General features: G+C 33.0%; 8 protein-coding genes. All 8 read right to left on the reverse strand.

The features are described from left to right. Positions 1-570: 570 nt before the first annotated feature. Entirely contained in the window at positions 571-2,676 is a 2,106-nt protein-coding gene (locus WBQ70_RS05705; RefSeq protein ID WP_423911574.1) for a gliding motility protein RemB, read from the reverse strand. A 76-nt stretch (positions 2,677-2,752) separates the two neighbouring features. Beyond that, positions 2,753-3,139: a VanZ family protein gene (locus tag WBQ70_RS05710; RefSeq protein WP_423911577.1), complete on the reverse strand. Its 387-nt coding sequence runs from the start codon at positions 3,137-3,139 to the stop codon at positions 2,753-2,755. Beyond that, the gene (gene gcvH / locus WBQ70_RS05715) at positions 3,132-3,512 is read right to left on the reverse strand and encodes a glycine cleavage system protein GcvH (protein WP_423911578.1); all 381 of its coding nucleotides are present in this window, start codon (positions 3,510-3,512) and stop codon (positions 3,132-3,134) included. The genes WBQ70_RS05710 and gcvH overlap by 8 nt, the downstream gene beginning before the upstream one ends. A gap of 183 nt (positions 3,513-3,695) precedes the next feature. Continuing rightward, positions 3,696-10,877 carry a cell surface protein SprA gene (gene sprA, locus WBQ70_RS05720; protein ID WP_423911581.1) on the reverse strand — a complete coding sequence of 2,394 codons (7,182 nt, stop codon included), beginning with the start codon at positions 10,875-10,877 and terminating at the stop codon, positions 3,696-3,698. Positions 10,878-10,898: 21 nt separating this feature from the next. Then, a complete protein-coding gene (gene ruvA / locus WBQ70_RS05725; RefSeq protein ID WP_423911584.1) occupies positions 10,899-11,480 on the reverse strand; it encodes a Holliday junction branch migration protein RuvA in 582 nt (193 codons plus the stop codon). A gap of 61 nt (positions 11,481-11,541) precedes the next feature. Continuing rightward, complete coding sequence (locus WBQ70_RS05730; protein ID WP_423911586.1) at positions 11,542-13,821, reverse strand: NADP-dependent malic enzyme; 2,280 nt, start codon at positions 13,819-13,821, stop codon at positions 11,542-11,544. A gap of 149 nt (positions 13,822-13,970) precedes the next feature. Further along, positions 13,971-14,405 carry a CBS domain-containing protein gene (locus WBQ70_RS05735; protein WP_423911589.1) on the reverse strand — a complete coding sequence of 145 codons (435 nt, stop codon included), beginning with the start codon at positions 14,403-14,405 and terminating at the stop codon, positions 13,971-13,973. A 175-nt stretch (positions 14,406-14,580) separates the two neighbouring features. Continuing rightward, a partial coding sequence (locus WBQ70_RS05740; protein WP_423911591.1) for a gliding motility-associated C-terminal domain-containing protein occupies positions 14,581-15,709 on the reverse strand: 1,129 nt, incomplete at its 5' end.

Raw genomic sequence — 15,709 nt, forward strand, 5'->3', positions numbered from 1 at the left:
TAAGAATAAATTTGAAGAGCTATTTTCATTTTTGGTGATAAGTTCTATAAAAATGTGGTTTTTTCCAAAGTCGGAAGGTTGCAATGCTATGTTTTCGAGTAATTTGCTATTATTCTTTTTTAGATATTCATAAACTTTATTTGAATAATCATTTAATTCATTCGAATTAATCATAACATTTGGTTTAGTTTTTAAAATTTAAGTTTTGTCTTTTGTAACTTAATATTCTTGACTTCGTTTTTTTTAACATTATGCCTAACTAGTATATATGTATGACTAAATCATACAAAGCCACCCAAATAAGGGTAGATATGTATGACAAGGGTCATACTTTATTCATTTCAAATATATTGATTTTTTTCTTACAAATCATAAAACAACTTTTTCATTTATTGTTTTCTTATAATTGGTAAATATGAAAAACAAAAAGTCATAACTAGCCCTGATCGCAGCAACATCCTCTTGTATGGCGGCAGCCAATACAAGAGATATAGCGAAGAGCAGGACGAAACGTTATTGAGGTAACGACTCATCCTGCTCCTTAATTTAACAACCTATAAATTCTATTTTCTAATAATCAAAATACCAATTGAACACATCAGCACGCAAACCTAAACTAAACCAATTGGTCGTTTCTTTGAATGTAGTTGTCGTATCTTGCGTTGGATTAAAATTTCGATAAATATAACTCGCGAATAGCTTTAAGTTGGTTGCAGGATTCACCAAATAACCCGCTTGTAGATCAGCAATAAAAACAGAAGTCTTGTTTCCTTGCCCTACTTTTACTTCTGAGTCAGCGTAACGATCTAAATCGTAGTCTCTATAAATATTTCCTCCATAATTGGATTTAGCTCCTGTATCTGCAAGATCAAACCCACGAGTTCCTATGGTGAACTTGGCATCTGCAAAATAACGGTCTTTGTGATAACGAGCAATTACTAAAAACTCTTCAAAATTACCGCCCCATTGATGCCCGACACTTTGATTGTTGTGTCCGTAATTCGTAATAGGATTACTGTGTGAATACACGTATGGACGCACATGATTGTATTCTAACTGAAGAACTAGATTATCAACTTTGAATGCATTGAAATATTTTACTCCTAATTGATACCCGTATTTATTCTTCCAGCTATTATCTCCTTTTTTAATATCCCCAAGCGAGAATTCATCTAATAAAAATTGTCCGTACAAATTCACACTGTTATTCCATTTGTATTTATAGGTCAATCCTAATAGAGCGTTTCCTGTTTTAGAGGATGAAGCAAACTCAACCGAACGATAAAACACTATAGGATTCACAAAACTCACATCAAATCCTCTATCATTTGTATTTGTCCAAATTACAGATTCAAAGAAACCTAAATTTAAGCGATTCGAAACGTTCCAACTCAAATAATGATTGGCCATAAATTTGGTAGCATACGTTTTATCAACTGTAACATCAGGACGAACATCCTTAAGCCACATATAGGTATTTGTATATTTAATTTTCCAAAAATTCGTATTTATTTTAAAATACGGATATGGACTGGCACCATCACTTTCTAACAAAGAACGATATCCATCTCCTATAAAATTACGTCCATAACCCAATTGTAAATCAATAAATTTATTAGGTGTAAAAGTCAAATTGGCTTCGGCCAAAGGAAAATCATAAGCATCAGTCTTAAAATCTTTAGCAATACCAATTCCTGGAATAATTGCGGGATTACCACCTGAAGGTTTTATCGATTCAGCATAACGATTAAAATAATCGGCAAAACGGCCTTGACTTTCGTAAATGGTCGTAGTAAAATTCAATTGACTCCCCAGACCTCCTCTGAAATTAATTGCACGTGTATTTACATAGGTATAGGAAGCTTTACTCTCGCTGTCTTTTCCTAATTGCAAATCTACAATGGGATTGACATTGAACCAGTAATCCTCTCCTTGAATAGCCACCATGTTTTCATTCCACCATTTTTTTGCCCACCAGCCAGAAGCTTTTTTTTGTACCTTTTCATTGGCTTCTTTTAAATTGTAATATTTAGAAACCTCGGCATACGTATACGGTTTTGAAGCAGTATGACTATTGCTGCCCACTTGATTTAAAGAGGAATCAAAATGCGCATAATAACTATGCGAAAAGGGAATATTCAAATGACTTTCGAATTCTGGATTTGAATATTTATGATATACTATACTTTCTAATTCTGTAAGTTCTTTGGATTGATTTGCATTCAATCTTGCAGTTGGTCTAACAGCAACCGCTAACTGCTCTGTTTTTTGTAACGGAAGTAAGATCGTATAGTTGTATTTGGAATAATTTGGTTTCCCATTATATGTTGGCGGTTGAATCTTTGGAAACAAACCAAAAACCCTTTTTGTCTCTTTGATTAATTGTTCATCAACGGCATCAACATACATTACTTTAAAAACACCTGTAGCATTTACTTCAAAAAGGACTTTTATCTCTCCTTTAAAGCTATCATTTTGAAAAGATTTTGGTAGTACAAAATTTTGAAAAACAAAATCCTGAACTTCTGTATAAAAACAATTTTCCAGTTCACTATTAGCTACGTTTTTACACTGATCAAAAACAGGAAAACGCTCTTGGATACCATAAGCGGTGTTTTGAGAAATAGAAAAATATGTCACTAAGAACAATAGAGAAGTAAAAAAAAGCTTTTTCATATTTAATCGTAAGTATATAATTCTATGGGAATCAAAAAAAACTAAAAGAAAAAATCCCACCTTAGTGGGATTTAAATTAACTTATCTTTTTCAAACATTTATAATTGTCTAAAATATAAAATAAACTGATTGCTAAAGTTGCTCCTAAGATATTAGCAAAAACATCAAACAAATCACCCGAACGATTTTGCGTGCAACATTGTTGTACTATTTCAATGAAAACACCAAACAATACCGACATTACAAAAGAAACTACAAATGGTTTGTATTTATTGTCATTTTTAAATTGTAATCTAAAATACAAATACCAAAGCATTGTAAAAATAAAATGAAATAAGGTGTGTATATATTTATCAAAATTCACAACATCAACTTTGGGAGCATTATCCAAACGGATCAAACAAAGCACCAATACAATAGATGTCCAAAAAAAAGCTGATAAAAAAAATATTTTTTTAAGCACCTATCAATTGTTTATAATCTTCATCCGAAAGCAATGCATCATATGCAGCAACATTCGAAACCTTTACTTTTATCATCCAACCTGCTCCATAAGGATCACTATTAACTGCCTCAGGAGTATCTTCTAGAGAATCATTAAACTCAATGATTTCACCCGCTAATGGAAGAAATAAGTCAGAAACTGTTTTCACCGCTTCAACCGTACCAAAAACTTCATCTTGTTCTAGAACTTGATCCAAAGTCTCTACTTCAACATAAACGATATCTCCTAACTCTTTTTGAGCAAAATGGGTAATCCCAATAGTTGCAATATCACCTTCTAAACTAACCCATTCGTGATCCTTTGTGTACTTTAAATTTGATGGTATACTCATTTTAACCGTATTGATAATTGATAATTGAATTTTTATTTTGCAAATGTAACAATCTTCTATTTCAGAACAACGCAAGATTTAAAAAAACCACCGTTGATTCGCTAATTTATTTTCTAAAACAATATTTTAGAATTCAATATAAATTAATTTGCGTTAATTCCGTTTAACATGATCTGTTTAAAATTAATTTCCAAAATTATAACGCAGTGTAAAACCAGAACGAATGTTTGTCAATGGAAACGATGTTGATATTACAGCATTAGAAAATGAATGATCATAATAAAAGATTGCTGTTAGATTTTTACTAAACGAATAATCAGCAGTTAACTTCAATGACCAAATATCCTGACCACCTGCCAATTGATTGTTATCATAATTCAAATAACGAACAATGGTTTGATTGTTCCGATAGGACAAATCAGCTTTCATATTAATATCTCCTTTGATAACGCCCGATGGACTATCGGCCAATCGTGAAGAGAAAATAATATCTTTGAATCGGTATCCTAACCCTACGATGTATTCGATACCTTTTACTTCCGTCAATAGGTTGTTATCAAAACTCATTGACAACGCTCTATCTTTTTTAATTTCAGTAAGGAATTTAAACGCATTTTTCAATTCGAAATCTACTCGAACTAGGGGACTGAATTGTTCTACTAAATTAATATTTGAAATCAAAGTTTTATTGAAGAAGTTACCACTATCATCAACTCCACCTGGGTTTTCATCATATTTAAAATTCGAACGGTATTGATTAACTGTATAAGACGCTCGATAATTATGTTGCAATGAAAAACGTTTAAAGTTCTTTTTAAACAGCTCATAGCGCATCAACCCATTATATTTTATCGTCCAGTTAGGTATTGGAACATCTCTAAAAGCTCCTAATGACGATTTTGAAGCATTTCCTCCTGTATAGGCTGCCATAAAAGCAGGAATCAAAACGGCTTGGTTGTTTTTACCAAAACCACGTGGGAAGCCTTCGGCATCAAGATTAACAGGATTTGTAATATCAATCCCTTTTTCAGAGGCCAAACGATTTGCAATTTCCAATCTATTCTCTCTAAAATCATCAAATGCACCCGATGAATTTTCATCACTTGCAGAGAATGCAGTACCAATTAGTACCGTAGAAATTGAAAACATTCCATAAGTATAAGGCGAACGCGAATTATACGTTCCATTAGAGGACACATCATATTGCTCTGAAAAATTCTCTGACCAAGAACGATCCGCATTTAAATCAATTTTCAAATCAGGAAACAAATCTACATTTGCAGTTGCTTTCAATGTTTTATTATTTACCTGAGTAAAGTTTTGATTGAAATCTTGATAATCAGTTAACCAACCATTTTTTGCTGCTTCAAATCGCACATCGTCTTGACTACCAAAAATAAAACCTAAAGTTGGTTTTGAAGACCCAAAAAATCCTAACCCAGGTGTAAATCCTGGTAACACGGTTCCACTATTATCCGTATAATTAATTTGTATGTTTTTTACACTAGTCAAAACCCCTATCAATCCATCCATAAAAGGATTCTCCTTAGCCACAGGCTTAGCCGTAGTATTCACAACTTTCTCTCCTGGTTTTGGTATTGTTTTTGGCTTAACAGCTTGTTTTACCGCTGATTTTTTACCCAACCCTAAATACTTATACAACATATCCATATTGAAACTACTGTTCAAAGTATGTGCCCTAGAATTTTGAACCGTATTTCCTAAATTATAAGTACTTCCCTCTATTTCTATTTCTGATAAAAAAGTAGAAGAACGTTGCCAACTATAGTTTCCTGTATAAACATAATTTGCCTTCACAAAACTAAAAAGCGGGATTTTATTGATTGGTAATTCATAATTTACCACCAATTGCTGGGTATGGTTATAAGCTTGTCCTGGATCCCAATAACCGCTCCAAATGGTAAAATCATCAATGGGTTCATCATTATCATTCAAATAATTTTTAACAATATTATTTGAAGTAGCACTATATCCTAATTTCAATGATTTTGTTAAATTATAATTGAATCCATATTGATAATTAAAAGCAAAATTTCTTCTATACAAAGGATCAAGTCCAATTCCATCAACATTTTCAACTTGTCTAAATTCTTGACGGTTGTACTGCCTAATAACACTTGTATTAAACGAAATATTAGTTGGCAAATAATTAAAATTAAAATCACTTAATAATTTCCAATAGGTACTTTTCTTCATGAAATTTGTTTTCTTGAAGGGCTCTATTGGTTTCGATTGAAAACTATATCCATAATCAACAGATGAACTTGCTTGTTGGTCCAAATAGTCTTTAATCTCATAATCATGACGTTCCACTTTATTATACGACTGCGAAAAAGTGAAATTTTCAGGATCGTAAATATGTTGTTTTTGCTCAGGACTTCTTTGTTTCCTAACACCAATAAAATTAATACTCGTACGTTTTGTATAATCTATGGCTCTGTTTACAATGTTATCCCTTTCTTCTTTACTATCAGTGTTATCTAGTAATTCTTGAATTTTAATATCAGCATTAAATGGATCATATAGTGGAGTAATTGTTTCTTCACCTACTGAATAATTAAATGGTAAATTAACCCCCCATTTATTTGGAAGTAATTTACCTAAATTAATATTAGTCACAATATTATATTGTTGTACATCCTCACGGCTTCTCTCATTAGGTCCTTGTTCTATCGCACCAAAACCAGCTGTACTTTTCTTTCCTGTAGCTGAAATAGTAGCAAAATCTGCGAAATTAGTATCTACATTCAATAAGGCAGCCATACCTCCTGAATTGTCCATATCTGCTAAACGAAGCTCATTAAACCACACTTCCCCTTTTATTCTTTGTTCATCTAAAGCAGGGTCTAAAAGTATATTGTTTTTTACCCCTACCATTAATGTTCGTGTCAAGCCAAAATTAGGGTTTCCTTTAATACCCAAACGCAATTTTGGATCTCCATCACCATCAGGATTATTTGCCAAATCATCATCTGAATAATATATTCCATCTAATGGCAAATTAGCGATATTAACACTCTTCGATTTAATTTTTAATTTGGTTAATAAACTCAAAGCTAAATCAATTTCATTTGCTGCAGGCCAAACCAATTCCGCACTCAATGGAGAACAACCAGAAGGCACAGTAACTTTTAATGGAATTTCAACTTGATAAAAGTTATCCGTAAAATCATTACCAAAACGAATAAAGGCAGACATTTGACCATCCTTAAGTTCGGTTTGCATTGGGAGACTTTCAGCGTGTAAAAACATTTTCATTTTTTTATACTGACGCATATCAATACTAACATTTTTAAAAACTGCTCTTGCATCTTCAGGTTGCAATCCACTTCCTGAAATTTTCAAAGACAATGCTTGCTCATTCTGATTGATTACTGTATTATTATTATACAATTGCTCTCTTTGAACACCAGGAGGCTGAATATAATTAATGGGACATCTGGTATCGTTCTCCTGAACATTCACTGTTAACACATCTAATTCAGTGTCATCATCCGCAACATTAGTATCCTTAAAATCAAGTGTATTAGTATACCTTCTCCATTCTCCTCTTACCAAATCCAAAGAACCAAAACGCAAGGTTATTTCACTATCAAAACCAGTCATAAACATTCGCATAAAACGAATGGATCTAAAATCTGAAATATTTCCAATAATGTTTTTGGGTTGTTGTACAGGAATTTTAAATTGAATCCATCTTGCTGATGTAGTCTCACCATTTGGCAAAGTAACCTCCGTTTCTCTAATATCAGCTATGTTATTTTCACCAACTTGCATTCCTTTTTTTACATCAATGCTATATTCATAATAGGCATTAATCGTATTCATCGTATTATCTCTATTGACATCTTCAACGTCAGGTACAGCGGTTGAAGCTCTATTAACATCATTAATATCTACAGCTGAATTCCCTTGTAGCCCATTATAATTCTTATACCTATCAATCACACTTCCGGATTTATTTAAATAAAAAGTATAATCGTCTGCCGCAGGATCCAGTTCCGAGGCAAAATTAGTATAAACTTCTCCTTCTTTATTATTTGGCAATCCATCTAATCCAACATCTTGATTAGTACGATTATTTTGATTAGAATCAAAAGCATAAATCAACGATTGTGATGCTGGCACATCTCCCCATATAGGTCTTGGATTAACCAATATTTGATCTGCACCTAATCCGTTTTCAAATTGTTTCCTACCATCTTTCAAAATATCTTCTGATATTTCACCTAAGTTAAAATATAACTTTCCAGTGTTTGCAGCTGACACCTCTCCTTTTCCTACATACGGATCTTGTACCCAAAATTGAATATACTCTACATTTCCTTGTTCAAAATTAGTAGAATTTATCGACCTAATTATCCCTCCAAAATTACCTTTTGGATCTGCTGAAAAATTAGGATTGTTATTATATGGCCCTCGTTCTGATGGAAAGTAAGTCAAATCTAATGTACTCACCACTTGTGTTTGACCTAAAGGAATATCAGTATTAGGATACAATTCACCACTATAAACTCTTCTAGTTTTATTTAATGACAAATCATCATTTGAAATACCTGAAGGTTTGGAGGTATAAAAAATAGGGTCAATAGTGTACCATGCTAACTTTGATCTTTTGAATCCATATTGCAAGGAATTGTCTAGTGCAAAATAGGTATTATCCTTATCATTATTAATAAAAGGTGTGGAGGATAAACTCCACGAGTAAGCTGAACGCATATCAATAGTAGATTGTGAACCCTCAAAATCATCCACATAAATTGTAGACTCACCACCAAAACTGTCAATTTTTGAAGCATCAGGACGTAAAAAAGCAATCTCACCTCTTACAGATAAATTAGAAGGAACATCAGTATCTACGTTTGGTAATTTATTAACCAATCTAGTAAAAAACGGAACCTCAGTAGCAAAATTTGTATTGAATCCAAATATGGTATTATTTATAGATTCTTGTCCATAATTTGATTTTTGAGTAAATGGTCTTTCTGACATATTCAAATAAGTTCCCCCTATTACAAATTTGTCTGATATTTTATGCTCGATATTCACTCCCATAAATCGGGTAGTTTGTTGACCAAAAATAGAATTATTTTCTAAAGAAATATTAATTGGAGTATTGGAAGCTTGAAGTGAGGCGTCTAATATTTGAACACGGCCTAGTTGATAATTAACACTATAATCAACTCCTTCTACTAATTTTCGTCCTCCAGCAGTAACTACTACAGATCCTTGAGGAACATTAAATGCCCCAATAGGAATTCCATCTCCGCCTGTTGATTTATATTTCCCTCTTAATAAAAATTTATTTTTATCACTGTCTTGCAAAGCACCAGATTGTGTACTGCGATACATAGATCTAAAAACATATTTTTTTTGATTGCCGTTATAAGTGGTTGGATCAGCATAATTACTAACATCCGCAGGATTATTATTGTCTTTTAATTTATCAAAAAGCAATTGCCCAAAAGGTTCTTTGGTCGTAAATATAATTCTTCCGTTTTGAGCATCTATAGTAAGTCCTTGCATGAAATCAAAGAAACCATCACCACCAGTTTGAGGGTCATTGTTGTAGTTCAATTTATCTAGATTGAATACTTTCAACAATGGGTTCTCTTTAACCTTCTTATCTACTGTTGGATTATCTGGAAAAGGAACGATATTACCTGATGCATCTTTAGCTTCAGTAATATAATTCAAAGGCGAAGGATCAGTGTATAGGATATTAAATCTAAAATCCTCTTGCTTCACTTGATAAGCTCCCGGAATTTGATAAATATTCTTCATCATCAAGTTCCAAATAGGATTTTGAACGTTAGTCAAGTTACTTTTCAGCATTTTTAGTATCAAACTCTGAGTAACAACCGCTTGATTAGCATTAACTCCTGTAACCACAGTGGACTCTACTCCATCATTCCCAAATTCCCCAACTTGATAGACATTATCACCTATGGTATATTCAAAAGCTACTGCTAAGACTTCATCATTTGATAATCTTTGCTGTAACGAGATATACCCCAATTGTGGATGATACGTAAACTCATTTGAAGTTAATTTTCTAGCATTTTCAAGTTTCGAATAATCTTGACCTTCTCTAGCTGTATAAGCATTAAAACCTAGATCAGCTGTTGCCATTTCTCGAATATTGTTATTCAATAAACCCGAACCAGCTTGAATTCGACTAGGATCATAACCGTTATTTTTATTATCCGTAGGAGAATCTATTGGGGTGTAAAACATCCCAGCAGATGGATTTCTTACTACGATTTGACTGTCCGGAATTCCTGTAATCTGAGCTTCACCCAAATCCTGAAGCCCTATAATGTTTCTTAAATTATTTGAATTTGCATTGACACGGTTTTGTTTATTAGTAACCCATACCTCAATCCTAGTAATTTGTGCACGGCTATCAATAAATGGATAATTTTTTAGTGATGTATCATATTTGTTTCGAAAATACTGTGACAAGAAAAAGTGCCTGTCATTATCGTAATCCAAAGCATACACATCAAAATCTTGTATCGTTCCACCACCTTGGACTACGACACTTTTAGTTTGTGATTTTTGCTCAGAAAACACACCAGTAACGGTTGTTTTACCAAATTGCAGCTGTGCTTTGACCCCAAATAAACTTTGTGCACCACGAATTAACGAACTATTAAGTGGCATGCTTACATTACCCACTTCAATTTTTTGAATAATATCATCTTCCGTTGGAGAATAATCTAATTTTAATAGGTTTTGAAAAGCAAAAGTAGACTCCGTATCGTAATTAGCATTTACATTCAGTCGCGTACCCACTTTCCCCATTAAACTCATGCTTATCCTTTGATTAAAATCAAAAGCTAAGTTCGATCTATTTCTTGGTGAAAACGAAGGATTATCCTGTTTGGTATAGCGTGCTCCCAAATCCATTTCTACCGATCCAGTAGGTTTTACATCAATTGTATTTCCTCCAAAAATAGTTTCAAATAATCCAGAATTCACATAATACTTAGGTAGTAAATCTTTTTTAGCCTCTTCACTTCCCTCTTTTTTACCATCAATAGCATCCGCCTTTTTCTTGAAATAATCCCTCATAGACTCTTTCATTAATAAAGCTTCGTATTCCCTTGGTGTTAAAATTATAGGATAATTAATTGAAAAGCCATCCACAGTATTATTATAAAGATACCTATCTGAAATTGGATCATACGTATATGCTGAGAGAACACTTTGAGGATTTTTCAATTGAACTTTTCCTAAAGCAACTCCTTTTTTCACTGTATCTTGAGCAACTGTATTCACTTGAGCTAGCGATACAAAACAACAAAACAAAACCAGTAAAAAAGTATAAATTTTACACATATAAATTCGTGTTTTTAATTTTTATAAGTTTTTCAAAGCTTTTTTGATAATTGCTTCTACCGAAGCTTCTGGATCTTCTTTGACAATTTTTTCAATAATTTTTTCAGATGTTTTACGTGCAAAACCTAAAACCTCCAGTGCAGATAACGCTTCATCTCGATTTGTATTGCTTTGCGACATAGAAACTTCATCTATATCGTACAATTTTATCACTTTGTCTTTTAAATCTAATATCGCCCGCTGTGCTGTTTTAGCACCAATTCCTTTGATAGACTGAATCGTTAGGACATCCCCAGAAGCAATTGCATTGATAATTTGCTTTGGCTCCAAGGAAGACAACATCGTTCTTGCAATACTTGCTCCTATTCCTGAAACAGAAAGCAATAATTTAAAAATCTCTCTTTCTGATTTTTCTACAAATCCAAATAAGGTATGCGCATCTTCTTTAATTTGAAGATATGTAAACAATTTTATAAAATCTGTATTAGGTAATAATGAATACGTATGAAGTGAAATATTAACATGATACCCTACTCCCCCACAATCAATCACTACATCAGTTGGTGTTTTTTCAACCAATTTCCCTTGCAAATGTGCTATCATTTATTATTAAATATAAACACCTTGACCTTACAATTAAGATCAAGGAGTAATAATTAGTCTTCTATTTTTTCTTTTTCCCTTTTTCCTGAGCATCCAGCACGGCAATAGTTGCCATATTCACCATTTCTTCAACACTGGCTCCTAATTGAAAAATATGAACTGGTTTATCCATTCCCATCATAATTGGACCAATGGATTCCACTTTATTTAATTCCTTTAAAAGTTTATAGGTAATATTTGCTGCATCTAAATTTGGAAAAATCAACGTATTTACTTTCTTTCCTGCTAATTTTGAAAAAGGAAATTTCTCTTTAAGCATTTCAGGATTCAAAGCAAAATCCGATTGAATTTCACCATCAACTATTAAATCAGGATGGTGCTCATGCAATAAAGCAACAGCATCTCTTATTTTTGTTGCTTTAGGATCTACTGAAGAACCAAAATTAGAATAGGAAACCATGGCAATAACTGGTTGAACACCAAACATTCTAGCCGTTTTAGCCGTCATTAAAGCAATTTTAGCCAATTCATCAGCTGTTGGATCGATATTAATAGCTGTATCCGAAAAGAACATCGGTCCTCTAGCACTCATCATCAAATTTGTTGTAGCAACAATAGATGCTCGATGGGCTTTGCCTATCAATTGCAACATCGGTTTAACAACTGTTGGATAACTTCTAGTATGACCTGCAACTAATCCATCAGCTTCACCAACATTTACCATCATTGCTGCAAAATAATTTCTTTCACGCATTAACCTTTCAGCATCATACAATGAAATACCTCTTCGTTTTCTGGATCCCCAATGGGCTTCTGCAAAACGTTTTCTACGTCCTTCTTCTTCTTTTTCCTTTGGATCAATAATTTCAATATCAGCATCAAAACCTAATTCCTGCATCAATTCGAGTATTATCTCTTTATTACCTAGTAAAATTGGAATAGCAATCGCTTCTTCATAAACTATTTGAGCCGCTTTTAAAACATCTAAATGCTCTGCTTCTGCAAAAACGATTCGTTTAGGATCCATTTTAGCTTTATTAGTAATCATTCGGAGCATTTTATTATCATTCCCTAAACGCTCCATTAATTCCTCTTCATATTTGTTCCAATCAGTGATTGGATGTTGAGCAACTCCTGAATCCATAGCTGCTCTTGCTACTGCAGGTGCCACTATCGAAATTAATCTTGGATCAAATGGTTTAGGAATGATATACTCTCTACCAAAAACTAATTTAGTAGCGCCATAAGCTACATTTACTTGTTCAGGAACAGATTCTTTTGCAAGTGATGCCAAAGCTTTAACAGCCGCCATTTTCATAGCTTCATTAATTTTTGTAGCACGAACATCTAATGCTCCTCTAAAAATATATGGAAAACCAAGAACGTTATTCACTTGGTTAGGATGATCAGATCTTCCTGTTGCCATGATAATATCTTTTCTTGTCTGAATTGCTAAATTATAATCGATTTCAGGGGTAGGATTAGCCATTGCAAAAACAATAGGATTGTCAGCCATTCCTAATAACATTTGAGCCGACATAATATTCCCAGAAGACAAGCCAATAAAGACATCAGCCCCCACTAATGCTTGTTGAAGATTGATTGACTCCATATCTTTAGCATACTTTTGTTGCAATTCAGATAATGAAGTATTCTTTTGGGTCAAAAGACCTTTGCTATTAAACATAAAAATATTATCCATTTTCACCCCTAACAACCTATACAAATCGGCACACGCCAATGCAGCTGAACCAGCTCCAGAAACTACAACCTTTACATCTTCAGGTTTTTTATCCGCTAATTCCAATGCATTAATCAAAGCAGCTGCAGAAATAATAGCCGTTCCGTGTTGATCATCATGCATTACAGGAATATTTAATTCCTCCACTAATCGACGCTCAATCTCGAAAGATTCAGGTGCTTTAATATCTTCTAAATTAATCCCTCCAAAAGTAGGAGCGATATTCTTAACTGTCTGAATAAATTCTTCTATATTTTTAGTGTCAATCTCAATATCAAAAACATCAATATCAGCAAAAATTTTAAACAATAAACCTTTCCCTTCCATTACTGGTTTTGATGCTTCTGGACCAATATCACCAAGACCTAAAACGGCCGTACCATTAGTAATTACAGCTACTAAGTTTCCTTTGGCGGTATATTTATAAACATTATTTACATCCTTTGCAATCTCTAAACATGGTTCTGCAACTCCTGGCGAATAAGCCAAAGATAAATCTCTTTGAGTAGCGTACTTTTTTGTAGGAACAACCTGAATTTTACCAGGTGTAGGTTTAGCATGATACAATAACGCTTCTCTCCTTTTACTATTTTTATCCATATCTCAGATTTATCTAGTTTACAAAGATATAAGTCTTGGCTTAAAACGGAAGCTTTTATCATATTCTTTTGTTAAAATCCCAAATTTATATTGGTACAAAAAAAATAGCTACACTAATTTGCAGCTATTTAAGTCTCACTGACAAAAAGTTATACTTGTGTCCCATTTATGTATGCATCTAAATGATTTATGGTTTCTTTTTGCATCTCAATAATAGCTTTTACTACATCTCCAATTGAGATCACCCCAAAAACAACATTATCCTCAACCACTGGTAAATGCCTGATTCGTCTACCACTCATCAAACCCATACAAAAGTCAATGTTATCAGTTGGTTTTACAGTAATTATTCCTGTGCCCATAATCTCTTTTACTAAAGTCCCTTTTGAGGTTTTCTCTTTAAGAACAATTTTCCTTGCATAATCTCTTTCGGATAGAATACCCACTATTTCATCATCATCCATAACTAACAATGCCCCGACATTTTTCTCGCCCATAACCTTCAAGGCATCATAAACTGAAATTGTTGAAACAATAGAAAAAATCTGTCTCCCTTTAATGCTTAATATTTGATCTACAGTCATATCCAATAATTTTAATGAAGTATAAATTTAAAAAAAATATTCAATAACCATTACTTTTTTATAACTAAAAACTTAATTATCAGATTCTCTTAAAAACTTTGGAGAAAAAAAAATTATTATCAATCGACAAAAATGAAGCTATCCGACAAGAGAGACAGCTTCATTTTGCTATACATTATCTACTTAAATATAAATATCCTGATTTTTGCATTCCATCTCCATTGAGATCAACATATTTAATAATATAGAAGTATGTCCCTGTAGGTAACCCCTCAGACTGACTTACTGTAACTCTTCCTCTTGAATATCCATTAAAAACATTATCCTTATTATTATAATTATTAGTTTCAAACACTAACACTCCCCAACGATTATATATTTCTACTGCATTGTTAGAAAAACAATCTAAACCTTCAATATGAAGGTAGTCATTGTCTCCATCATTGTTTGGCGTCAATGCATTTAAAACCTTGATAACACAATTTTTAACTGGTAGTACTGTTGACACATCGGTAATTATACTGTATACATCCGAAAAATCACTAACTACCACTCCTAATGGGCTTGTTCCATAAACCGTAGCCTGATTTAACACTTTTTCATTTGACGCATCTGCTTGAGTTATTTTATAGATACCAACAAAAGTTGCTGTATCCTTTTCACCCACCATCAAAGTTATTGGGGCTCCAGTAAGAACTAACCCTGGTAACAAATCGACTATCTTGATATTTGTCAAAGGAACATTCCCTGTATTGGTTATACTAAAATTATATCTTATAGTTTCACCTGCGGTTGCAAAACCATCTTTATTTTCATCAATTGCAGTAGCCGTTTTAATAATACTTATAGATGGAGTTTGACTTATTACAACAACTGTAGCAGTTGCGGTATCACAGTCACCAAAAATTACTTTACTACAAATTTTATAAGTTAATTCATACGTTCCTGCAGGTGCATTAGGAGCAAGTTCAACTGTTCCGTCAGATTTTAAACTAATAAAACCTTTTGGATCAACAATGGTAACTACTAAGTCAACATTGCTATTAGTAGCATGATGCACACCTATAAAATCATTAGAAAATACATTTAAAACAGATTGAGCTACATTACTACTCAATATTGGATTATCAGAATCATCATCTGCAAAAACAGATACAGATGGAGATGGAACTTCAATAGTTACTGTCGCCTTATCACATAATATTGACAAAGGATTCGTCCCTTTTTCACAGATGTTATATGTAATAACATAGCTTCCTGATGGCGTATTCGAAGGAACATCAACAAGACCTGTAGACACATTC

This window comes from Flavobacterium sp. (assembly GCF_049590715.1).
GTDB lineage: Bacteria > Bacteroidota > Bacteroidia > Flavobacteriales > Flavobacteriaceae > Flavobacterium.

Bases quoted from the DNA above. Each gene is read 5' to 3' on its own strand.
- WBQ70_RS05705 (WP_423911574.1), bottom strand. From the start codon at position 2,676: ATGAAAAAGCTTTTTTTTACTTCTCTATTGTTCTTAGTGACATATTTT.
- gcvH (WP_423911578.1), bottom strand. From the start codon at position 3,512: ATGAGTATACCATCAAATTTAAAGTACACAAAGGATCACGAATGGGTT.
- WBQ70_RS05730 (WP_423911586.1), bottom strand. From the start codon at position 13,821: ATGGATAAAAATAGTAAAAGGAGAGAAGCGTTATTGTATCATGCTAAA.
- sprA (WP_423911581.1), bottom strand. From the start codon at position 10,877: ATGTGTAAAATTTATACTTTTTTACTGGTTTTGTTTTGTTGTTTTGTA.
- ruvA (WP_423911584.1), bottom strand. From the start codon at position 11,480: ATGATAGCACATTTGCAAGGGAAATTGGTTGAAAAAACACCAACTGAT.
- WBQ70_RS05735 (WP_423911589.1), bottom strand. From the start codon at position 14,405: ATGACTGTAGATCAAATATTAAGCATTAAAGGGAGACAGATTTTTTCT.